Origin of the sequence: Cytobacillus pseudoceanisediminis (genome assembly GCF_023516215.1) — a bacterium.
In the GTDB taxonomy this organism is placed as follows: Bacteria; Bacillota; Bacilli; order Bacillales; family Cytobacillaceae; genus Cytobacillus; species Cytobacillus pseudoceanisediminis.
The window spans coordinates 3,276,434-3,298,738 of record NZ_CP097349.1 but is presented as its reverse complement, the minus strand read 5'-3'; the positions used below and the strand labels follow the sequence as shown (position 1 = coordinate 3,298,738).

The window sequence follows — 22,305 nt, the reverse complement described above, 5'->3', positions numbered from 1 at the left end:
TTCACAAGTTCCAGGAATTCCATTTCCTGCGCCTGAATCCATTCTTTCATGGGTTTGTTCAAATTCTCAATTTCAGTGATCGGAGTACTGATCGCAAGGGTATAAGATTTCGTTTCCTTTGTCCGGGTTTCAAGGTTTAATCCGGGGAAAGCTGCCGGGGAAGTGGTTTCTGTTCTGGAAAAAGCCTGCAGGCTGGTGTCAGCTCCAGAGCTGATGAAATAATAGATGCCTGCAATGAGGATGCAAAATAATGCCCATGATGGCCATTTTAACCGCTTAAGCAATGATATCCTTTCCTTTCCTGTCTGTAAAATTATGACTCTCCAAATATATAATTATATCAGGTGAAAAAGGGAAAATCATCGGTCTTGTGAAAAATTCACCATTTACTTTTAAAAAAATATAGTATAAAATAACACTTTAATCCGACTAAAAAGATAAGAAAAGGAGTGAATGAGGTTGGCTCAAGTAGAAGTTAAAAGCAAATCATGGGTTTCAGCACCAACAACAGTTGTTTCAAACTTAAATCCAATTCAAAAGCCTTTTGTTGCAGCTGGCGTTCTTGCAGCTATCATTTTGTTCATTTCCATTATAAATGCAGCGAACATGACACAGGGAGTTCTATTTATTATTGGAATTGCACTCGGCATGACCTTGCTTCATGCCCGCTTCGGCTTCACATCTGCATTCAGGCGCTTCGCAAGCGTCGGAAACGGGCAGGGGCTGCAGGCGCATATGCTGATGCTGGCAGTTGCTTCAGCCCTATTTGCGGTTATTTTAAGCACTGGCTTTAGTTTTACAGGAATCGAGCCTAAAGGATATGTGTCTCCTGTAGGAGTTAGCGTCCTGTTTGGTTCATTTATTTTTGGGATCGGGATGCAGCTTGGGAATGGCTGTGCGTCCGGTACTTTGTATTCGGTAGGCGGAGGACAATCCTCGATGACTCTGACACTGATTTCTTTCATCGCTGGTTCCACGATCGGGGCGTACCACTTCTCATTCTGGATGGAAGAAACACCGGCATTGCCGCCAATCTCCCTGGCTACATCTACGGGACTCGGCTACGGCGGAGCATTGGTTCTGCAGCTTGCTCTATTTGCATTAATCTATTGGGTAACTCTGCAAATCGCGAAAAAGCGAAAAGCACCAATGATGAAAGCTTTGCCTACAACAGCCGGATGGAAAAAAATCCTGAGAGGATCCTGGCCATTGTTTGCAGCAGCGATTGTGTTGGCATTGCTGAATGCACTGACTCTGACTGTGCGCGGAACGCCTTGGGGCATCACATCCGCATTCGCATTATGGGGCGGTAAAACATTGAAGGCAATGGGCATTGACGTAACATCATGGGGTTATTTTGCGACTGAACCGAACTTAGCCGCATTAAAAAATACTGTTCTTGCTGATTCTACAAGCGTTATGAACTTCGGCATCATCCTGGGTGCCTTTATTTCAGCGGCATTACAGGGAACGTTCAAGCCTGGGAAAATCAAGCCTGGTGTTGCCGGTGCTGCGATTGTCGGCGGACTGCTGATGGGATATGGTTCCCGCCTTGCATTCGGCTGCAACATCGGCGCTTACTTCGGCGGAATCGCATCTTTCAGCCTGCACGGCTGGGTATGGGCCATCATGGCCATGCTTGGAACGGGCGTGGCGCTGTTCATCCGTCCGCTGTTTGGATTGAAGAACCCGAAATCTACTGATTCGGTTTGTTAATGGAAAGCCTGGCACTCTCAATGAGTGCCAGTTTTTTTGCAAAGTAATTAGTTTCTGCTGCCATAAATGATTACTCTCCAGCTGCACCTGGAAATCCCCGACTAGTCTTTTACCGTTCCGTTGATAGGAATCCCGCTATTCCCCAGACTTTCCTACTATTAGTAACCGAGTAACATTTTTTGAAAAATATTGAATTTTAGGAAAAAGTAATCTATTAATATTTCCATACTCGAAATATAATGAGTGGCAAATAGTAGAGGAGGGATTATATGAAAAAGAAAAAACTTCTCAGACCTGCAGCTGTGTTAGCTGTCATTTCTATGACTCTATCATCACTTGCCTACACACCCGGAAATGCAGCAGCGAAAGAAAAACCGGTACAGACAGCACAAATTGAGGATGTAAAGTCTCAGCCAATCTATTCATATGAGGAGGCGATTCGTGAGACTGTGTATGTCGAATCCACACTTGATTCGGATGAAAACGGAAAAGCAGATAGGATTGCTGTGGATATCATCCGTCCGAAGGAAACAGAAGAAGGCCTGAAGGTTCCCGTAATCATGGATGCGAGTCCATATTATGAAAGCATGGGGCGTGGAAATGAAAGTGAAGTGAAAGACCGGGACAAGGATGGCATTAATGAGAAGTTTCCTCTATTTTATGATAATTATTTTGTTCCAAGAGGGTATGCAGTCGCTTTGCCAGAGATGGTTGGAACGAACAATTCGGATGGCTGCCCGACAACAGGCGGATATGAGGAAATTGAAAGCATCCGGGTCGTGATTGACTGGATGAATGGCAGGGCAAAAGCTTGGGATCAAGATAATAATGAAGTGAAAGCAGACTGGACAACCGGGAATGTCGGAATGATCGGAAAGTCCTATGATGGCACGCTGGCTAATGGGGTAGCGGCTACAGGCGTAGAAGGCTTAAAGACAATTGTTCCAATTGGAGCCATTAGCAGCTGGTACAATTATTACCGCTATGAGGGACTTACATATTACAACAACGGACCAGGAGGCTTGGCCAGCAGAGTTGCCAGCAGCTCCCGCAAAGATGTCTGTAAGCCCGTGTTCGATCGCTTGAATGCGGAAGCGGATGATCCATCAGGAGATTATAATGAGTTCTGGGATGAAAGAAATTACGTTAAGGACGTAAAAAATGTAAAAGCAAGTGTGTTTGCTGTCCATGGATTAAATGATTTCAATGTGAAAATGAATCACCTCGCGGATTGGTGGTTAGCCCTATCCAAAGAAGAGGTTCCGAGAAAACTTTGGCTCACCCAAACTGGCCATGTCGATCCATTTGACTTCCGCAGAGCAGAGTGGGTTGATACACTGCATCGCTGGTTCGACTACTGGCTGATGGATATCGAGAATGGCATTATGGACGAGCCTGCCGTTGATATTGAAAGAGGTGCGGATAATTGGGAAACCCAGTCCTCATGGCCGGATCAAAATGCGGCAAATGTTAAAATACGATTAGCGCCAGGCGAGAATGATCAGACAAATGGCATGCTGACCACAGGGCCTGTAAAGGGGAATTTTCAGCAATCCTTTACAGATAACCCAACACAAACCGAGCAGCAGATGGTAACCAATGAAACGGCTGTCAAAAGCGACCGCCTGGCATTTTTATCTCCACAGCTTGAAGAAGATGTCCGTTTGAGCGGCATACCTGAAATTTCACTTCGGGCAAAGGTCAATAAAGAAGACTCTAATTTGACAGTTCTCATTGTCGATTATGGAGAGGATACCCGCATTCATCATGAAGGCCCGGGAGAGGGAGTCCGAACTCTGAATACAGAAAGCTGTTGGGGAGAAAGTATTTCAACAGATGATGGATGTTACAAAGAAACAGAAAAAACCACTCACACAGCACCATATGAAGTCGTGACAAGAGGATGGTTTGATCCGCAGAACTGGAAAACGATTGAGAAGGATGACCCTTTAAAAGTAGGCAAGAGCTATAAGTTTGAATGGGATGTATTGCCTGAAGACTACGTATTTAAGGAAGGTCACCGAATCGGCATCATTATCGCTGGAAGCGATCGAAGACGTACGATTCCATCAACAACAGGGGCCACGTTTGAAGTAAAGCTTGGGCAAAGTTATATCAGCCTGCCTGTTGTGGGCGGAAAAAAGGCAGTTGGATTTTAATAGAATAGAAGAGGCGGGTCTGCAGCAAGAGCAGACTCGTTTTTTTCTCAGCAAAATAAGAAGGATAATTGTTTACGCAAGTTCCATTTCATAACAAAGTTCTTCCTGCTGTGTATCTTCAAACCATTTCATTCCGGCCGCAGTCATGCCGATTTTCCTGAGCACTTTTCCGGATGCAGGGTTGGCCGGATCCACAGCCGCGATTATTTTCCGGACGTTCGGGCCATTTTTCCTTAAAGCGGCCACGCATGCAGCGGCAGCTTCAGCTGCATATCCCTTTCCCCAGCAAAGCTGATTAAAATGATAGAGGAGCTCGGCTTCGTGTTCATTTTCTGCCGGATTAAACCCGCAAACCCCGATGATGGAGGAGTTTTCTTTTAGCAAAACAGTATAAACAGAGTAGCCTTTTTCATTCTGCAGCCGCCGGTAAAATTTGATGGAGCGCTGGATTTGGCTTTTGTGCTGGCGCCGCCGCAGTATTTCATTACCTCCGGGCTGCCCCAAATCTCATAAACTGCATCCAGGTCATCGGCCTGCATGGTCCGGAGCAGGAGCCGATCCGTTTCAAAAGGAATGGTCATTCTATTCACCTCGTGCGGTTTTCTCTTCTATGAAAATATTATAAGATAGAGTAAGGAAAAACGTTAGGAGTTTTTGTCATGCATGTACTCTATAAATCTTTGATTTTGGGAATGGCCGCCAGCATCCAGGGGATCGCGATGACCTTTTTCTTGTTTCCGCATTTTATCCCGTCCGGCGGTGCGGCAAGTCTGGCGGTTTTATTCAATTATCTATTGGACACGCCCTATTCGGTGACATTGTGGGTTTTGAATGCGGGCCTGCTGCTGGCAGCGGCCAAATGGCTCGGGAAAAGCAGTGTGATTTGGACGCTGTTTTGTGTTTCGGTTACTTCGGTTACGATTGATTCTCTGACACCATACATAACGGAACCGCTGAATTCGGTTCTCCTGGATCTTTTGCTTGGAGCGGTAGTCTTTGGAGCAGGAGTCGGCATTTTATTCCGGATGGGCGCTTCGTCAGGAGGCATGGATATCCTCGCGTTAATCATTTCCAAAGCAAGGGGAAGTGCGCCGGGACGGACGTTATTTTACATAAATGGCAGTCTGCTTTTGCTTACAGGGGTTGTCGTGGACTGGAAGGTTATTGTTTATGCGGTGATCTGCCAGATGATTGGGACGCGGATGATTGATCTTATTTACAAGGTTGATATAAAAATCCTTGCGGAGAAATATAAAATTCATTACTAAAAGAAAGGGCCGTGCAGGCCTTTTCTTTTTAATGGAAAAAAATAATTTACTACTATTCCAGGTTAATAACAGGAAAGCGGGGATACAATGATTCAGCTGCAAGAAGATAAGGAGAATAGCAAGAAGAATAATGAAGAAGAGGATAATGGCTGGGATGTAGGCGAGAATACGTATGAAGCAGGGGAGCAGCTGGCGGATGAGGGCTGTCTTGGCTGTGCCGGCGGATGCTTTTTTCAGGCTTTATTTCTTGTGATGACACCACTATATTTTTTTCTGACATAGAAAGGACAGGGGAACCTGTCCTCTACCAGATCTATCGGCCAAGATGTTATGGATATTGGACGGATTTTCATTTTATCGGCCACTTTTTAAAAGGATATCAGTCAGAATTTCAATATATCGGCCACTCCGCTCCACATTAGCTTTTCAAAGATGTCATGGTGAAAATAATTTAATATAATACTCTCCACAAATAAAAAGTAGCATACGCTTCCCAATTCTTCCATGCAGCCGAATAAATCAAGATTTCCGATTTGGCCGGTTTTCTTTCAGAGCCTGTGATCCCTTTGATTGCGTTATGAAGGCCGACATCATCGATTGGAAAAGCATTCGGGAAGCGCAGGCACCGCATGAGGACATAATGGGCGGTCCATGGGCCGATCCCGCGTATTCTCGTTAGCTTTTTTCTGCAGCTTTTACATTTCCCTCTTTCAGCAAGTCCTCTTTTGAAAGCTTGCCATTTGCAATTAAGCTTGCCACATCAATGAGATATTCGCATTTTTTAACGGTCATTTTTAAGTCGGCCAGATCTTCGATGGTTAACCCGGCAATCGTTTTCGCTGCGGGAAAGAGCCAGTATCTGCTCCCGCCGTATTCCAGGCACTCCCCATATTTTTCAACGAGCCGCCGTTTTAGTGTATATGCGTATGTAAGGTTGATCTGCTGCCCCAGGATTCCCCACGCAAGAGCCTCGAATAAGTCGGGAATTCCCATCACTCTGAGCCCGAAAAATTGCTCCGCGGGCTTTTGCAGCAAGGGATCTGTTTGTGCCATCTCATAAAATGGGTTCAGATTTGCTCCAAGGTCGAACCAATCATGAACATATGCCGCAATTTCTGCTTTCAATTGATGCGTGACAGGCTTATGAATACTGACGGATAGGAACTGATCTGACTCACCACTTATTTCAAGCAGCAGCTTATCCTTCCCAAAGGAAAGGGCACGTCTAATGGTCTCGCCGGAAATCTCATAAAGGCATTCGTTTGCCGATCTTGATAAGTATCGCAGGTTTTCGGAAAAGCTGAATTCATGCGGAGTGAAAAGGACCAGGCCATTTTCATCCTCTTTCCAATTAACAGTATGAGAGCTCATTTGGATTCCTCCTTTTCTTTATTGTAAATCCTCAGGATTACGTTATCTTGCGTTTATATTTAGGAAATCGCTGATGATGAACATTTTTTGTGTATACTTTTTAGCAGAGGTGAGCGCAGGTGGCTTATGAACAGATTCCGGAAGAATATTGGAACGCGATAAAGGATTGCGACAAATCCTATGATGATCTTTTTCTTTATGGTGTTAAAACGACAGGGATATTCTGCAGGCCATCGTGCCGGTCGAGAGTTCCGAATATCGGCAATGTCGCTATTTTTCAAAATGCCGCTCAAGCACTGGCGGAAAATTTCAGACCGTGCAAGCGCTGCAAACCGGAAGGGCTCAGCCTGCCTGCAGAAGAATGGATTAAGCAAATAATTGTGTGGATCGATCAGCATTATTGCGCCCCGATTACATTGCATCAATTGGGGGACCTGTTTCATGGTAGTCCATATCATCTGCAGAGGGTGTTCAAACGGGTCACCGGGAAGTCGCCCACAGAGTATATTCAGGATATCCGGCTTGAAAAAGCCGTTCATATGCTGGAGGCAGGTGAGCAATCGATAGCCGATGTCGGTGCATCAGCAGGATTCCCCAGCACCCCTTATTTTATCTCTTTATTTAAAAAGAAGCTGGGCACAACACCTGCAGCATATCGAAACAAAACAAGGGAGGAGCGGAAGAATGAACATTGAATGGGCGAACATGCAGGAAGGTGAGTGGAGCCTGTATCTCGCTAGAACAGAAAAAGGTCTCTGCTATATAGGCTCTGACCCGGAGTTTAAGGATTTTGAAAGGTCACTGAAAAAATATATTCCAGCTGCAGTGCTTGTAGAAAATAAAGCAGCACTGCAGCCATACATGATGGAATTACAGGAATTTCTTCTCGGGAAAAGACAAATTTTTTCAATGGACCTGGATGTGAAAGGCACTCCGTTTCAAGAGGAAGTCTGGGAGGCATTAACTCAGATTCCTTACGGTAAAACTGTCTCCTATTCGGACATCGCAGAGAAAATAAACAGGCCGCAGGCAGTCCGGGCAGCAGGGAAAGCAATCGGTGCCAATCCGCTGTTAATCGCGGTCCCATGCCATCGTGTCATTGGTAAAAATGGTGCGATAACCGGCTATCGCGGGGGCATAGAAATGAAGCATCATTTGCTTGAATTGGAGAAACAAGGCTGAAGAGACTCTTCGGCTATTTTTCGTGTTTAGCAGCTTGGAAATGAGTATATAGCTTGAGGCATTAAATGGATTCTTCAAATTAAGCCCGAACACGGATTAATTCAGAAAGGAGAGGGAGAATTCAGAGTGTTCGAGTCTGAAGTAGGAGCTCGTTCGGACAGGATAAGGAGAAATCAAAGATCTGAGTCCGAAGTAGTGGCTCATTCGGACAGGATAGGGAGAAATCAGAGTGATCGAGTCCGAAGCGGGAGCTCATTCGGACACATGAGGGAGAAATCAAAGATCCAGAGTCCGATGTTGGCATTCGCTCACATTTACTAGGATTTTTAAGAAAGCAGTCAATTAACAAAGGAAACTTTTTCCCTTCGTATCCGTAGAAATAGGTAAGTGAATGCAGTGTTCTTGCAAAGGCGGAGGAGGGGAAAAGGATGTATGCAGTTGATCCATTGGCCGGTCCTAAGTTAATTCTTTTAATAGCTATTGTTGTAGCATTGATGTATTTCTTCGAATTGGGTTTAAGAAAATGGCTGAAAGTGGAGAAGAAGAAATTTTTTCTTATAACCATATCAATGATAAACATAAAAAGGTGGATTGGACCATTCGGATTGGCTTTTTAGTTACCCTCTTGACCGGATATGTTATTAACATGAAGCGGTACCCGATGGAATTTATATGGTATTTGGAGCCAGCGGTTCTGCTGATTGTTTTTATTGTTCTTTCCGAAACGGCCCGAGCTTTTATGGAGTGGAAATTTGCAGAAAATCGCAAGGCTTATCTTGTAACGATTTTCCACCTGGCCTTTGTTTTATTTTTGTTATTCATTGTTATTAAGACTGACTTTTTCTGGATGCTGTAGAGCTGCTAAACAGGCGTCAGCAAATTTTTGAAAAAGAATAGGAAATAATAGAAAATGAATAAGACCTAATCTATTGCTTTTGGTTAACTTTATTTAGGAGTGGAATGATGAGAGATATTTCGATATTGATTGCGGACGATGAGGAGGAGATTGCTGATCTGATTGCCATTCATTTAGAAAAAGAAGGGTACCATGTTATTAAAGCATCGGATGGACAAGAGGCCGTACGTATTGTTGAGACTCAGTCGATTGATTTGCTGGTTTTGGATATTATGATGCCGAAGATGGATGGATATGAAGTAACCCGCCGCATTCGGGAACAGCATAATATGCCGATCATATTTTTGAGTGCGAAAACATCTGATTTTGATAAAGTGCAGGGCCTGGTGATTGGAGCAGATGATTATATGACGAAACCATTCACCCCCATAGAATTGGTTGCTCGTGTAAATGCCCAGCTCCGGCGTTTTATGAAGCTGAATCAGCCCAAAGCAGATATTAAAACCAGCCTGGAATATGGCGGATTAGTGATTACTCCTGATCAGCGTACAGTCACTCTTTATGGAAAAACCATCGACCTGACACCGAAAGAATTTGATATTCTGTATTTACTGGCGAGCCATCCAAAGAAGGTGTTTAATGTGGAAAATATCTTTCAGCAGGTGTGGGGCGAAGCCTATTTTGAAGGCGGAAATACCGTTATGGTCCATATACGGACGCTTCGAAAAAAGCTTGAGGAAGACAAACGAAAAGACAAATGGATCAAGACTGTATGGGGAGTAGGGTATACCTTCAATGGGTAAGATAATGCGCAGTTTTCGCTCAAAAATGGTGCTGTTATTCGGTTTGAGTATGCTCCTCTCAGGGCTCGTAACTTATCTAATCTTCAAAGGACTGCAATACTATTATCACACGATGGTGCAGTATGAGGATCCTATGGCTCAGTTCCGCATCTTTTTGGGGAGATTCGGGGATTTTAATCTTTTTTTCATCTTATTCATTTTACTATCTTTCCTTTTTTTCTTTTTCCTTACGAAGCCCTATTCTGCTTATTTTAATGAGATTTCCAGCGGCATTCGTTATCTTGCTCGGGGTGATTTTCAACACAAGGTGCATATCCAGTCAAATGATGAATTCAGGGATATTGCGCTGGACATTAATTTGGCAAGTGAAAAATTGCAGGAAGCAATTAAGCGGGGGGACTTTTCGGAAAGCAGCAAGGATCAATTGGTTGTTAATTTAGCTCATGATTTGCGGACCCCTCTTACATCCGTTTTAGGATATTTGGATTTGATCCTTAAGGATGAAAGCCTGACAAAAGAACAAGTCAGACATTTCTTAACCATTGCCTTTACTAAATCTCAACGATTAGAAAGGCTGATTGATGAATTATTCGAGATTACCAGGATGAACTATGGAATGCTGCCTCTAGAAAAAAGAGAATCAATTTAACAGATCTGCTTAATCAATTAAAGGAAGAATTGTACCCTGTATTCGAAAAAATCATTTGATTGCACGGATGAATAGTGAGCCCCACTTGCCGATTTTTGGTGATGGAGATTTGATCGCACGCGTTTTTGAAAATCTTATGACGAATGCAATCCGCTATGGGTATGAAGGACAGTATGTTGATATTAACGGGTATATAGAGGCGGAGGAAGTAGTCGTCCAAATTGTGAATTATGGAGATAGCATTCCTTCGAATGAACTGCCTTATCTATTTGATATGTTCTATACCGGTGATAAAGCACGAACACATCAAGAAGATAGCACAGGTCTTGGATTGTTCATTGCGAAAAATATTGTGGAACAGCATGATGGATCGATTGCGGCTGAGAGCAGCGTCATTCAGACCGTTTTTGAAGTCCGTTTACCAAAAGACAATGAACTGGATACGAAAGAACTAGTAACTTCCATTACATGATTTAAGAAAAATTTAATCTTTTCCCTACTCTTTATTTTAATAGTTTTTCCTATTCTTTTAATCAAATAAGATTTAGGAGGAAACTGAAAATGAAGAAGTGGGGATTTTTATTGCTGCTAGTTTTGTGCTTGGGATTATCTTATATAAATATGGATTCTCTTTTTGAGCCAAAAATAGAGATACAACAATATAATCAATATGAACCTGATCAGGAAGAAGATGAGAGGACTGAAAGTAACAGCTCAAAAAAGAGATAACAGAAGATCAAATCTATTTGGGAAATCTGCTTTTGGTCAACAGCAGCTATCCGGTACAGCCGGAAAGTGTTAAATCGGATATCATCAATCTGTCTGCTCACGGTGAATTGACACAGGGTTACGGATTGCTGGGCAGTGAAATTTATTTATCAGAGGATATAGCACACAGATTTTCAGAGATGATGGCTGCTGCAGAAGAAGAAGGAGTTCGCAATTTCTCTATTACGAGTGGATTTCGGGACTTTGACGAGCAGAATGCACTTTATCAGGAAATGGGTTCTGACTATGCCTTGCCAGCCGGCTATAGCGAACATAATCTGGGTCTATCGCTTGACGTAGGCTCCACTCAAATGAGAATGGCTGAAGCACCCGAAGGAAAGTGGATCGAACAAAACGCCTGGAAATACGGGTTTATTTTACGCTATCCAAAGGATAAAACGGATGTAACAGGAATTCAATATGAACCTTGGCATATTCGCTATGTTGGTTTTCCGCATAGTGCAATTATGAAGAAAAAGAATTTTGCTTTAGAAGAATATTTGGATTACCTAAAGAAAGAAACACACATTTCCATGAGTATGAATGGCGAAAAATACAATATTGCCTATTATCCAATTTCTCAAAGCAAGACGATTAACGTACCGGCTCATAGTCATGTTGAAATTTCAGGAAACAATATGGATGGAGTCATAGTGACCGTGAAAGAATGAAAATTAATGTCTGATTCGGAGCAGTTGCCGACAGGGGTGCGAGAGGCAAGAATGTGGAAATAACATTTTTTTCGCTGGAAATCCCAGGCTAAAATAAACATCTTAATGGGAGTTATTTTTATCATTTAGCTTCATCTTTCACCTTTATTTCATTAGAATGATAATATACTCAAAGCATGATGAGGGGGAGTAAAATGCAAAGCATCACCTGCGAAAAAAGATCCTATTCCAGAGAGTTTCATTCGCACCAGCATGAGTTTGGCCAGTTTCTTTTCCCCTTGCAGGGCTCCCTGGATATCAAGACGAAGTGGCAGGATATCAAGCTTGACCCCGACTATTGTTTTTATCTTCCGCCAGGGTCTGATCATAACTATCGGTCGATGGACCGGAATGAGTTTTTGATCCTGGATATCCCGACGGCCTATTTGCCGGAGGAGTCCAGCAGTATGTACATTCAGCTAGATCAGCAATGGTCTTCGATCCGTTATTTGCTGCTGGAAGAGGCGGGGAATCAGGGGAATGCATCCTCCCTGGCTGATTTGACCAGGTTTGTGGCCGGCAAACTGCAAATCGCCAAGCCTCCGTCGATTGATTATATTCATAAGCATTATAAGGAGTCGATCCGATTGGAGGGTCTAGCGAAAATCGAACATTATCATCCTGCCTATTATTCCGCATGGTTTAAGAAGAAAACCGGGAAAAGCCCAAAAGGCTATATATCTGATCTGCGCTTGAAAGAGGCGAAGCATTTATTAATGTCAACCTCCTGGTCTATGTCGGTGATCAGCGGGGAATTAGGCTTCGAAAATTCTTCCTCCTTTACACGGTGGTTTACCCGCTGTGAAGGAATAGCACCACAAAAATACAGAATCCTTAAGAATGGATAAAAGGGATATTAAACTTGGTAAAGAAAATTCTCAGGGAATTTTCTAAGATAAGTTTAATGATTCCTTTTATCTTTTTTTATTGAGGTGATAACATGAACGGGAAAACGGCTCCATTTTTCATATTGCTTGCCGGAGTGCTCTGGGGGACTACGGGTACCACGCAGGCATTTGCGCCGGAAAGCGCACACCCGATTGCCATTGGGGCTGCCCGTCTGGCGGCAGGCGGTTTATTTTTATTATGCATGGTTTTTCTGGCGGGGAAACTGGACCTGAAAAATTGGCCTATTAAGAACACCTTGATGGCATCACTTTGTATGGCCCTGTACCAGCCATTGTTTTTTTCAGCGGTCACTCTTACAGGGGTAGCCATTGGGACTGTGACAGCGATCGGGAGTGCACCGGTCTTATCGGGTCTTCTTGAATGGCTCTATTTGAAAAAACGCCCCTCTGCCATTTGGTGGTGTTCTACCTTCCTGTCCATTTTGGGCTGTGTCCTGCTTTTCATGAACAAAAACTCGGTTCATATGGACCCGGCTGGCCTATTACTGGCATTGGGGGCTGGTTTAACATTTGCAGGCTATACGCTTGTCAGCAGGGACCTGGTTGAAAACTATTCATCCTTGTCAGTAGTGGCCGTTGTTTTCACCTTAAGTGCCATCTTTCTTTCGCCATTCTTATTTATTTTTGACATGTCCTGGCTTGGGAGTGTTCGGGGTTTGACTGTCAGCCTGCACCTGGGGATTCTGGCTACGGGAATTGCCTATTTTCTTTTTCAAAAGGGCTTGTCCATGTTTCCTCTTCAACGGCTGTCACACTTGCGCTGGCGGAGCCTTTAACTGCAGCATTATTAGGAGTTTTCCTATTGGGAGAATCGTTAACCGCAGTTTCCTGGCTAGGGATATTCCTCATAATGATGGGGATAGGGGTATTAATCGGTTCATCTCAAAATTCGGGCCGCAAAATAAGAGCAGCAGAGTCTTAATGGAAACCATTCATCGTATAAAAACTCCAAAAGAACACATACTATTATTTAGTCAAAATGGAGGTGTTCTTATGCCTGAAAAATCTAAAATCAGTTCATCCGAACTGGGTGCATTATGGATGACGTATCAAAAAAAAACGATGATTCTTCGTATATTAGAATATTTTATTGAGAAATCGAAAAACCCAAAAGCGAAAAATTTGATGTCAGGATTGAGGGAAAAACTTCATCCTAAAGTTGTTGAAATAAAAAAACTGCTGCAAAATGAGGGGGCGGCTGTCCCTAACGGCTTTACGGATCAGGACGTTAATTTAAATGCTCCTATATTGTTTGAGAACGGATTTGATATAATGTTTTGCCGGATCTTAAAGGAAATTAGCATGGGCATGTATGTCCTCCATTTAACCATGGCTTATCGAAAGGATATTATTAAGCTTTATAGGGACATGACCGATTTAACTCAGGAATATTATGGTAAATTTACCCAATTTCTTTTGGATGAAGGGCTGCTTCCAAGTCCCACCTTTATAAACTTCCCTAAATCAGCTGATTTTGTAACCAGTAATAACTATTTAAAAGGAACTAATATTCTTGGTCAGAAGCGCCCCATTAATACGGTGGAATTTGGGCTGCTGTATCACGGGATTGAAACAAACATCACCGGCATGCAGCTGATGGCTGGATTTGCTCAATGTGCAGAAGGAGAAGAAGTTAGAAAATATTTTTTAAAAGGGAAAGAGCTTTCGAAAGAAATTATTAAAGAGTTTGGGGAAAAGCTCCTTCAAAACGATATCCAGCCGCCTGCCACTTCAGGGGGAACAGTGATAAATTCAACAGAGGCTCCATTTTCGGATAAGCTAATGATATTTTGCACCTATCTTTTATGCGGGTTTAGTATTGGCGGACAGGGATTTGGCATCGGCTTCAGCCTTCGCAATGATCTAAATATGAATTTTGGTAAATTTGGAATTGAGGTTTTTGAGTATATACGTGAAGGTGTAAAGATCATGATTTCCAATGGGTGGCTTGAGGAAGCACCGCGGATGGATGTATAAAAATATAATGAAAGCCTAATTTCTTCCTGATGTGCCGGAGAGAGTTAGGCTTTTTTTATGCTTATTTCTCCATAGTATTTTTTGTTCTACAAAAAAGATTGCATTGTGAATTAATATTCTTTATTATTTTTTGTAGAACAAAAAATAATCCGGAGGGTTTATGAAAGAACAAACCTTTACATCATTCGAACAATATGAAGAGTATCTTAGAAATAAGATGATTTATAAAGCAAAAAGGAAAGGTCTGGAAGGTGAGGGTCTTGCAGAATATCTGAAAAAACATGAGAATGATGCAGCGCGTATTTGGAAGGAAAACGATCTTCAGAAATGGCTGGAAAAAGACGGGTATGTGACCATAGCCGTCTGGAGGGACGAAACAGGGCAGCGGAAAATTGGAAGGGGCCGGCCCAAGAAGCCTGAAGGCCAAAAGCTTAAGCATTCCATCCATGTCCGGCTGGATGAAGAAATGTTCAAAAAGCTGAATCATTTCTGCCAGGAAAAAAGGTGGATGTTTCAGAAGCCATACGGATTCTTATCCATAACCTTTGAGCTTAAAGTCCAAAAATCATAAGAAAAGGCAGGACAATCAATGAATGATTCTTTAGGAAATATAAGAAATGCCCCGGGTGCACCTTCAAAGTCAAGGCGATTATGGATGGCGATCGTACTTGGTACTTTAGCTGCGTTTGCCCCGTTATCCATCGACATGTATTTGCCGGCTCTGCCTGATATAGCTAATGATTTGCATACCAAGCCGTCCCTGGTCCAGCTTAGTTTAACCTTTTTCCTGCTCGGTCTATCCCTAGGCCAGCTGCTTGCAGGGCCGCTCAGTGATGTGCGCGGACGCCGGAAGCCGCTTCTTATAGGGCTATTGATTTATTTTGCTGTTTCTCTCTTGTGCGCCTTTAGCCAGTCCATCTGGGGCTTGATTGGGCTGAGGTTTATTCAGGGTCTGGCCGGGGCAGCAGGAATTGTCATCTCCCGTGCGATTGTCCGGGATCTTTACTCAGGCACTGAGCTGACTAAATTTTTCTCTCTGCTGGCTTTAGTGAATGGTGTGGCCCCCATCCTTGCTCCTATACTTGGCGGCCAGTTATTGCGGATTGCTCCCTGGCAGGGAGTGTTTATCGTTTTGAGTGTAATCGGCTTGGTGATGTTTCTTGTCGTACTATTCGGTCTGCCAGAGACGCTGTCTGAAGATTCCCGTTCACAGGGCGGTATAAAAAACACATTAACCACCTTTCAGCAGCTCTTATCTGATCGAAGTTTCATAGGGTATGCATTGTCTCAAGGACTGGTGTTTGCTGCCATGTTTGCGTATATATCCGGCTCACCTTTCGTCCTTCAGAACATGTATGGGGCCTCCCCGCAGATGTTCAGCCTGATATTTGCCATCAACGGTCTAGGAATCATCATTTCCAGTCAAATCACGGGAAGGCTGGCGGGGCGGATCAGCGAAAGGAAGCTTTTTACGGCTGGCATATGCATCTCTTTCATTGGAGCTATTGCTCTATTAATCATGCTTCTTTTAGATGCAGGCTTGTACGCTATTTTGCCGCCGTTATTCTTTGTGGTTGCAAGTATTGGGGTGGTGAGTACTTCAGGCTTCTCGCTTGCCATGCAAAATCAGGGCAAGTCGGCAGGGAGTGCCTCCGCATTACTGGGAGTACTATCCTTAATCTTTGGAGGAGGTGTGGCTCCCCTTGTTGGCTTAGGAGACAGACCGGCGATATCGATGGGGATTGTCATAGCATGTGCAAGTACCGGGGCTGTACTGTCCTATATGTTCCTGGCAGCCCGGCCTAGTGGGAAATCCATTGATAATGAGAAAGCTGCCATGTAAATAACCTATTAATCTAGTAAAATGAGTTATAAATGAAAGGGGAAATTAACAGTGGATATACAGAAAATAATCACGACTCGCCGCAACATAAAAAAGTTCAAATCTGATAAAGTGGAGCATAGTTTAATCACCTCCTGGCTAGAGGCTGCGAGCATGGCACCCAACCATAAAATGACGGAGCCATGGGAGATATTATTTGTTGGTCCGGAAACAAGGGCAAAGCTGAATCACAAAACCGATTTTTGCCAGGCGCCAGTCGTGCTGGCCATCCTGTCCAGGCATGGAGCAACCGACCTGGAACGAACTGAGAATATGGCTGCAGTATCATGCTTTATTCAGAACTTCATGCTGATGGCGTGGGACTCAGGAGTAGGGACATTCTGGTCTTCCCTGGGGGTTTCAGCTGCAGCAAGAACTGCTTTAAATGTCCCGGATGATTGCGATGTAGTTGGTATTTTAGGAGTAGGCTTTCCTGAGGAGGTACCTGAAGCGAAGGAGCGTACACCGATTGAAAGGAAAATAAGGCATTTATCATAAGTATTTTTATAGGGCGCCTATCCAATGGATGGTGCTCTTTTTTGTTTTTGTTAGAATATGGTATGATTTTGAAGTAATAGATTTATATCTTCCCAGAGGGGTTCATATGATGATCTTTCAGGCTATTATAATCATTTTAATATGGGCGATTCCGATTTTCCTTTTTATAAAAACATATAAAAAAATGGAAAAAGAGGAACAGCAGGATGCTAGAGAAGAGTTGAAAAGCCCTTCATTTCTCCTGATTTTTGTAGGCGGCTGCATTGGTTTTCAAGTCTTTATTACCGGCAGCATTTCAGAAATCAAAATCATTCAGCATATAGGTGCAGGCTTAGTGTTCATCGGCTTTGTTTCAGGATGTATGGCTGCTTTCAGACAGAGGAAGGTTATAAAGGGCCTGGCCTTAATGATTGTTGGGATAATTGGCACAATTGTTTATAGTATCTAGGCAGAGGTGATGAGTATGACAAGAATGACGAGAGAGATTTCTTATATATTGCTAATTCTACCCATGTTACTAACTGCTTGTACTCAAACCCCTGACTTCGAGCCGTATGATGGAAGGGCATAAAGGATTGCGGTAGTTGGAGAACCGCCAGAAGCAAATGAAGAACAAGTGAAGTTTCATGAAATTTCTTTTGATGAACTTACAAATGAGGAATTGAGCTCTTATGATGCAGTTATAATGACGGAAGAAAATCTTCCTAAAGCTGCTGAAGCCAAATATGCAGATACATATTCAGATTCATCCATTCCAGTCTTTTTTATATCAGCCACAGTCATATCCCGTTTACTGTTAAAGACCCAGAATATAATGATTCATGGAAATGGGAAGCCGGTAAAAGCTATGCTGTGGGAGTTCTTAAATCCAAAGAAAATAATTCATTTCATAGTTGGGGGTATGGGTTGTATAATGACGAAATGACTGATGAATCTATTCATGATGTGTATTCGAGAATTTTTAAGACCATTGATGAGCTTAATCACTAATGGAAAAAAGATCATTTCAAATATACTGCTTGTGGAATAATAGAGACTGCCTTAGCCTAAGACTTAAAAAAATTGTGCCAGAATGAATGACGTGACCATTATTCCAGTAAAGAGGGATATTTATGTATAGAATCATGATGATAGAAGACGATCTTAAAATAAGACGGATTGTCGCTGATACGCTAAAAAAATGGCAATATGATGTGGTGGAGGTAACCCAATTTGACCAGGTGCTGACGGAATTTGAGCAGACAAGTCCACACCTCATTTTATTAGATATCAATCTTCCCGTTTTTGATGGATACTACTGGTGCCAGCAAATACGCTCTGTTTCAAAAGTGCCGATCATTTTCCTTTCCTCCAGAAATCAAAATATGGATATAATAATGGCCATTAATATGGGCGGGGATGATTTTATCCAGAAGCCCTTTGATTTGGATATCCTTCTCGCGAAGATCAGTGCGCTCATCCGCAGGAAGTATACTTATCAGGAAGATGAGAATATCCGTTTTATCCATCGCGGCCTGAAATTAAATGTGACCAATTCAACGATTGAATTTAATGGACAAAGCAATGAGCTAAGCCGGAATGAATTCATCCTTTTGCAATTGATGATGCGGAATATCGGGAAAATTGTCTCGAGGGATGACTTAATGCAGGCACTATGGAATGAGGAACAGTTTGTCGATGATAATACACTTACCGTGAATGTGAATCGGATGCGCAGGAAAATTGCAGCAATTGGACTAGAGGACTTCATTGTCACTCGGAAAGGGTTAGGGTATTTAATTGAATGAACTTCCTTAGTTTTCTATCCTATGAAAAACCTTATATAGTCCTCTATCTGATCAGTTTCCTGATTTCAGCAGCGATCTTTTTTACTGATATCAATGGCAGCCTGGCATGGGGGACATTCCTTTATGCCTTCGCCTTATCTTCGATTGTATTGATCGGGTTTTTATTATATCGGTACCAGCAAAACCTGCGCGTGATTAGGCAATTGGAAAGGGCGGATTATGACAGCCTGTCTCTGGAAGGAGAGTTCGCTAAAACCCACATCGATGAGCTGAAGCGTGAACATATACGTGAAATGAATCGGATTCAGGACAGGCAGAAGGAACATTACGATTTTATCGTCTCCTGGTTCCATGAAATAAAAACACCGATTGCTGTTCTTCGCCTGCTGCAGCAAACCGATATGGACGCAGGCAGTTTAAGAGAAGAAATCACAAAAATTGAGAATTATGTTGATCAAGCACTCTATTACGCTAAACTAGACAGCTTTAATCAGGATTACGATATCCAGAAATGTGATATTATCAAGATTCTTAAGGATATTGTAAAGTCTCACTCCAAAACCTTTATTTCAAAAAATATCCGCATCCACATTCAGGCAGATATGCTGGAGGTTCAAAGTGATCCTAAATGGCTCCAGTTCATCGTCAATCAGCTTCTGACAAACAGTTTGAAATATACAGAACCTGGCGGAGAGATCACCATTTCCATATCGGAAACCCCACAAGAAAAACAGCTCTTGATTCGGGATAATGGGATTGGCATCAGCCAGAAAGATCTTCCGAGGGTATTTAATCGCGGTTTTACCGGAGAAACGGGGCGATTGTATTCGAAGTCGACCGGAATGGGATTATATTTAGCCCAGCAGTTAAGCAACAAGTTAGGGCATTACATTAGCTGTACGTCGAATGTGAGAGAGTACACCCAATTTATCGTTCACTTCCCGCTCGATAGCGATCCGTTTTTGATAATGCAAAAAACACACGATGAGTAATGTAACTCATCGTGTGTTTTTTTCGCTGACAATTTTGTAGTAAATAGATACGGATGAAATGTAAAAGATTAGATACGTTAACACATATAGTCCCATGACTGAAAAAATAATCGCCGTTAAAGAAGGCAAATCTTTTATCACCAGGATGACTGTGTAATATAAAAGGAACCAGCTGTGCAGCAACCCCAGCAGGAGCGGCGGCAAAAATACGAACAGCAATTGTTTTCGGATAATCTTTTTCATTTCTTTGTCGTCTACACCGATTTTTCGTAAAATGGCGTAGTGCTCCCGCTCTTCTGTAGCTTCTCGCAGCTGTTTAAAGTAAATGACACTCCCTAATGCAAACAATGCAATAACGGCAAAAAAGGCAACGGAGAACAAGATTAAAGAAGAAGACTCCGTATCAATGGAATACATATCAATATAGGCCGAATAATAGGCTCCTTCTGTTTTCATAACGAGGTCGTATATTTCCCGTGAAACATCATTGGATGTTTTAGGATCTTCGATTTGATAAATTTCAAATGAAGAAAGGGTGTGATGTTCTCTTAAGTTCTCAAAAGCTTCGTTTGAAATAATGAGTACAGAAGGCTGGGGCTGGGTATTTCCGCCTGGGCTCGTTGGGATGCTTAACAGCGGGTATCGTATTTTTTCGACTACACGAAATGTATTGTCTTCCAATACGGTCATTTCAGGCTGAGAACTTTTATATTTTTCCGGTTCATCAATTCCTCTTGTTAATACAATTGCCTCTTCACCTTCTAAATCTGCTTTTTCACCAGCTTTGCGTAAATCAACAATTGCATTTAATTGGGACTCCGGAAAAAGGTAAAACTCTTCGGTGTAATATTCGGGATGGCTAAAAAATGCGTTTCTATTCTGGATTTTTTCTGTTTGAATCCCTGTAATGGTTTCATGATCAATGATTGGATGTGAGTCATTCATCAGCTGTTCAATTTGTCTTTGAGTTGCATCATCCTGGGTCGAAAAGGCAATATGATTTGGAAATTCTTTTTCACAACCTCGCCTTTCACAGCGTAATCTACAGCAATAAATCCGACTGTAAAGATGACAATCGCACTAATCAGTGAATTGAATGTAAAATTGACTGTATTTCCTCGAATAGAAAAACGGAGAGAGGAGATCCATAACATCTTACTGCCAATAAAATAGTTTTTCCTTTGACTCAGCTTTTGTAACATCCAACCGGAAAACTGGCGGAAAAATAAATACGTCCCGGCAATCAGAGCCACTGTTACAGCTGCTAATGTTTCTTTAAAATGATCTTTCCAGATGTCCGTATCTCCTATGGTAATCATATAGTAAGACCCGGCAATCAATATAATGGACAATAACGCCAGGCCAAAAGAAAATGTAAACGGTTTATCCCTTTTTTCCTTTGCATGAAACAATTCCACTAACTGGACACGCCGGACGTTAAAATAACTTTGAATTGTAATAATGATGATTAATAAGGCGAATAACAGAACTGTTGATACAATGGCTTCCAGTGGAAAAGCAAAAGAAATGTCCTCATTGTAGCGCATTAAGTTCATTAATACCGCACCGAAAAATTTCGATAGCAAGCCACCGATTAATATACCGCTGAAGACCGAAATGGCGCTCAAGAATAATGTTTCAAAGAAGACCATTGCAGCAACTTGTCTTTCCTTCATTCCGTAAAGTAAATACATGCCGAATTCTTTTTTCGCTGCTTCATGAAAAAGGAGTTCGCGTACAAAATAAAGAAGACAATAAACAAAAAGACAATTACCGAAGCAAGGGAAATGACCATTTTGTAGTTTTCTTTATTTTGAATGGCTGCGACTACATCTTTGTTAAACATTAGACCGGAGAAGGTAAAGTAAATGACAACCCCGACAAACATGGAAATGAAATAAATGGTATACAGCCGGAAGTTCCGCTTCATGTTCCTCCATGATAAATCTACTAAGTTCATCGCCAGTCACTTCCTATAGCACTTTGGATCGTCAGGATGCGGTCAAAGAATTCCTTTTCCGTCTGCTCGCCTTTAAACATCTCATTGACGATTTTTCCGTCACGGAGAAAAACTACGCGCTGACAGTAGCTGGCTGCATACGGATCATGCGTAATCATCAGAACGGTTGTCTTGAAGGTTTCATTGAGCAATTGAATTTGTTCCAGCAGCTGAGTAGCAGATCGGGAATCGAGTGCACCCGTTGGTTCATCAGCAAATACAATTGCGGGGCTGGTAATAATCGCCCGCGCGGCAGCCGTGCGCTGTTTCTGTCCGCCGGAAATTTCAGAAGGATATTGATGTAAAATTGATTCAATATTTAAGGCATCAATCAATTTCGCTAATCGCTTTTCCATTTCTGCAACAGGTGTTTTTTGCAGCGAGAGCGGGAGGAGGATATTCTCCTTCACCGTTAAGGTATCCAGTAAGTTATAGTCTTGAAAAATAAATCCCATTCTTTTTTGGCGGAACTCCCGCAGGGCTTTCTTTTTCATATCTAAAAGGGAATTTCCCTCAATCCAAACATTCCCCCCGCTAAAGGCATCAATGGTTGATAGGGTATTCATTAACGTCGTTTTTCCAGAGCCGGAGGGACCCATAATGGCAGTGAATTCCCCTCGTTCAACAGTCAAATCAATATTTTTCAAGACCTGTGTTTTTCCATAAGATTTCGATAAGTTCTTGGTTTGTATCATTTTAGTCATGGTTTCGACCTCCTTCACTACCATACTATATCGGCTATTTTTCCCGCGAACCATCGATGTAACAGGATCTAAAGTG

At 42.5% G+C, this 22,305-nt stretch carries 21 protein-coding genes and 5 pseudogenes; 20 read left to right on the top strand and 6 right to left on the bottom strand.

What is annotated here, in order from left to right; genetic code table 11:
* The first annotated feature begins 459 nt into the window (after nt 1-459).
* On the top strand, nt 460-1,716 hold the full coding sequence (locus M5V91_RS17690) for a YeeE/YedE family protein (RefSeq protein ID WP_251174054.1): 1,257 nt from the start codon (nt 460-462) through the stop codon (nt 1,714-1,716).
* Nucleotides 1,717-1,985: 269 nt separating this feature from the next.
* On the top strand, nt 1,986-3,875 hold the full coding sequence (locus M5V91_RS17685; RefSeq protein WP_009335172.1) for a Xaa-Pro dipeptidyl-peptidase: 1,890 nt from the start codon (nt 1,986-1,988) through the stop codon (nt 3,873-3,875).
* Nucleotides 3,876-3,947: 72 nt separating this feature from the next.
* Here M5V91_RS17685 and M5V91_RS17680 read toward each other — a convergent pair.
* Nucleotides 3,948-4,414: pseudogene (locus tag M5V91_RS17680) on the bottom strand (GNAT family N-acetyltransferase).
* 120 nt (nt 4,415-4,534) lie between these two features.
* Here M5V91_RS17680 and M5V91_RS17675 point away from each other — a divergent pair.
* Together M5V91_RS17675 and M5V91_RS17670 are read left to right on the top strand one after the other, a co-directional pair.
* Nucleotides 4,535-5,143, top strand: coding sequence for a YitT family protein (locus M5V91_RS17675; protein WP_019379415.1), 609 nt, complete (start codon nt 4,535-4,537; stop codon nt 5,141-5,143).
* A gap of 87 nt (nt 5,144-5,230) precedes the next feature.
* Nucleotides 5,231-5,425: a hypothetical protein gene (locus M5V91_RS17670; protein WP_071158045.1), complete on the top strand. Its 195-nt coding sequence runs from the start codon at nt 5,231-5,233 to the stop codon at nt 5,423-5,425.
* Nucleotides 5,426-5,594: 169 nt separating this feature from the next.
* On the opposite strand, the pseudogene M5V91_RS17665 reads toward M5V91_RS17670, so the two are convergent.
* Nucleotides 5,595-6,514: pseudogene (locus M5V91_RS17665) on the bottom strand (DNA-3-methyladenine glycosylase 2).
* A 119-nt stretch (nt 6,515-6,633) separates the two neighbouring features.
* On the opposite strand from M5V91_RS17665, the gene M5V91_RS17660 reads away from it, so the two are divergent.
* The 16 genes and pseudogenes from M5V91_RS17660 (at nt 6,634) to M5V91_RS17585 (ending at nt 19,526) form a co-directional block, all read left to right on the top strand.
* Entirely contained in the window at nt 6,634-7,209 is a 576-nt protein-coding gene (locus tag M5V91_RS17660) for a bifunctional transcriptional activator/DNA repair enzyme AdaA (protein WP_251174052.1), read from the top strand.
* Nucleotides 7,199-7,696 (top strand): methylated-DNA--[protein]-cysteine S-methyltransferase, encoded by a 498-nt coding sequence (locus tag M5V91_RS17655; protein ID WP_019379412.1) that lies wholly within the window; start codon nt 7,199-7,201, stop codon nt 7,694-7,696. The genes M5V91_RS17660 and M5V91_RS17655 overlap by 11 nt, the downstream gene beginning before the upstream one ends.
* Before the next feature lie 523 nt (nt 7,697-8,219).
* Nucleotides 8,220-8,552, top strand: coding sequence for a DUF4181 domain-containing protein (locus M5V91_RS17650; protein WP_284521391.1), 333 nt, complete (start codon nt 8,220-8,222; stop codon nt 8,550-8,552).
* A gap of 107 nt (nt 8,553-8,659) precedes the next feature.
* On the top strand, nt 8,660-9,355 hold the full coding sequence (vanR, locus tag M5V91_RS17645) for a vancomycin resistance response regulator transcription factor, VanR-F/VanR-M family (RefSeq protein WP_009335163.1): 696 nt from the start codon (nt 8,660-8,662) through the stop codon (nt 9,353-9,355).
* Nucleotides 9,348-10,476, top strand: a pseudogene (locus tag M5V91_RS17640) (sensor histidine kinase). Before vanR ends, M5V91_RS17640 begins: the two are co-directional and overlap by 8 nt.
* A gap of 89 nt (nt 10,477-10,565) precedes the next feature.
* Nucleotides 10,566-11,443: pseudogene (gene vanY, locus M5V91_RS17635) on the top strand (VanY-A/VanY-F/VanY-M family D-Ala-D-Ala carboxypeptidase).
* A gap of 194 nt (nt 11,444-11,637) precedes the next feature.
* Entirely contained in the window at nt 11,638-12,330 is a 693-nt protein-coding gene (locus M5V91_RS17630) for an AraC family transcriptional regulator (RefSeq protein WP_009335160.1), read from the top strand.
* Between the two features lie 92 nt (nt 12,331-12,422).
* A pseudogene (locus M5V91_RS17625) lies at nt 12,423-13,312 on the top strand (EamA family transporter).
* A 71-nt stretch (nt 13,313-13,383) separates the two neighbouring features.
* Nucleotides 13,384-14,367: a DUF3231 family protein gene (locus tag M5V91_RS17620; protein ID WP_251174049.1), complete on the top strand. Its 984-nt coding sequence runs from the start codon at nt 13,384-13,386 to the stop codon at nt 14,365-14,367.
* A 160-nt stretch (nt 14,368-14,527) separates the two neighbouring features.
* Nucleotides 14,528-14,938: a hypothetical protein gene (locus M5V91_RS17615; protein ID WP_284521390.1), complete on the top strand. Its 411-nt coding sequence runs from the start codon at nt 14,528-14,530 to the stop codon at nt 14,936-14,938.
* A gap of 18 nt (nt 14,939-14,956) precedes the next feature.
* The gene (locus M5V91_RS17610; protein WP_019379407.1) at nt 14,957-16,210 is read left to right on the top strand and encodes a multidrug effflux MFS transporter; all 1,254 of its coding nucleotides are present in this window, start codon (nt 14,957-14,959) and stop codon (nt 16,208-16,210) included.
* Nucleotides 16,211-16,261: 51 nt separating this feature from the next.
* Nucleotides 16,262-16,747 (top strand): nitroreductase family protein, encoded by a 486-nt coding sequence (locus M5V91_RS17605; protein ID WP_192908227.1) that lies wholly within the window; start codon nt 16,262-16,264, stop codon nt 16,745-16,747.
* A 106-nt stretch (nt 16,748-16,853) separates the two neighbouring features.
* A complete protein-coding gene (locus M5V91_RS17600; RefSeq protein ID WP_251174048.1) occupies nt 16,854-17,195 on the top strand; it encodes a hypothetical protein in 342 nt (113 codons plus the stop codon).
* 168 nt (nt 17,196-17,363) lie between these two features.
* On the top strand, nt 17,364-17,672 hold the full coding sequence (locus M5V91_RS17595) for a hypothetical protein (RefSeq protein ID WP_251174047.1): 309 nt from the start codon (nt 17,364-17,366) through the stop codon (nt 17,670-17,672).
* Between the two features lie 187 nt (nt 17,673-17,859).
* The gene (locus M5V91_RS17590; protein WP_009335152.1) at nt 17,860-18,534 is read left to right on the top strand and encodes a response regulator transcription factor; all 675 of its coding nucleotides are present in this window, start codon (nt 17,860-17,862) and stop codon (nt 18,532-18,534) included.
* Nucleotides 18,531-19,526: a sensor histidine kinase gene (locus tag M5V91_RS17585; protein ID WP_009335151.1), complete on the top strand. Its 996-nt coding sequence runs from the start codon at nt 18,531-18,533 to the stop codon at nt 19,524-19,526. The genes M5V91_RS17590 and M5V91_RS17585 overlap by 4 nt, the downstream gene beginning before the upstream one ends.
* 6 nt (nt 19,527-19,532) lie before the next feature.
* Here the strand turns inward: M5V91_RS17585 and M5V91_RS17580 are convergent, their stop codons facing one another.
* From M5V91_RS17580 to M5V91_RS17565, 4 genes are read right to left on the bottom strand one after another with little or no spacing between them, the layout of a single operon-like run.
* A complete protein-coding gene (locus M5V91_RS17580) occupies nt 19,533-20,471 on the bottom strand; it encodes an FtsX-like permease family protein (RefSeq protein ID WP_284521389.1) in 939 nt (312 codons plus the stop codon).
* The gene (locus M5V91_RS17575) at nt 20,471-21,220 is read right to left on the bottom strand and encodes an FtsX-like permease family protein (RefSeq protein ID WP_284521388.1); all 750 of its coding nucleotides are present in this window, start codon (nt 21,218-21,220) and stop codon (nt 20,471-20,473) included. The genes M5V91_RS17580 and M5V91_RS17575 overlap by 1 nt, the downstream gene beginning before the upstream one ends.
* Nucleotides 21,199-21,486: a hypothetical protein gene (locus tag M5V91_RS17570; protein ID WP_284521387.1), complete on the bottom strand. Its 288-nt coding sequence runs from the start codon at nt 21,484-21,486 to the stop codon at nt 21,199-21,201. Before M5V91_RS17570 ends, M5V91_RS17575 begins: the two co-directional genes overlap by 22 nt.
* Nucleotides 21,483-22,229 (bottom strand): ABC transporter ATP-binding protein, encoded by a 747-nt coding sequence (locus M5V91_RS17565; protein ID WP_019379402.1) that lies wholly within the window; start codon nt 22,227-22,229, stop codon nt 21,483-21,485. Before M5V91_RS17565 ends, M5V91_RS17570 begins: the two co-directional genes overlap by 4 nt.
* Between the last annotated feature and the right edge of the window lie 76 nt (nt 22,230-22,305).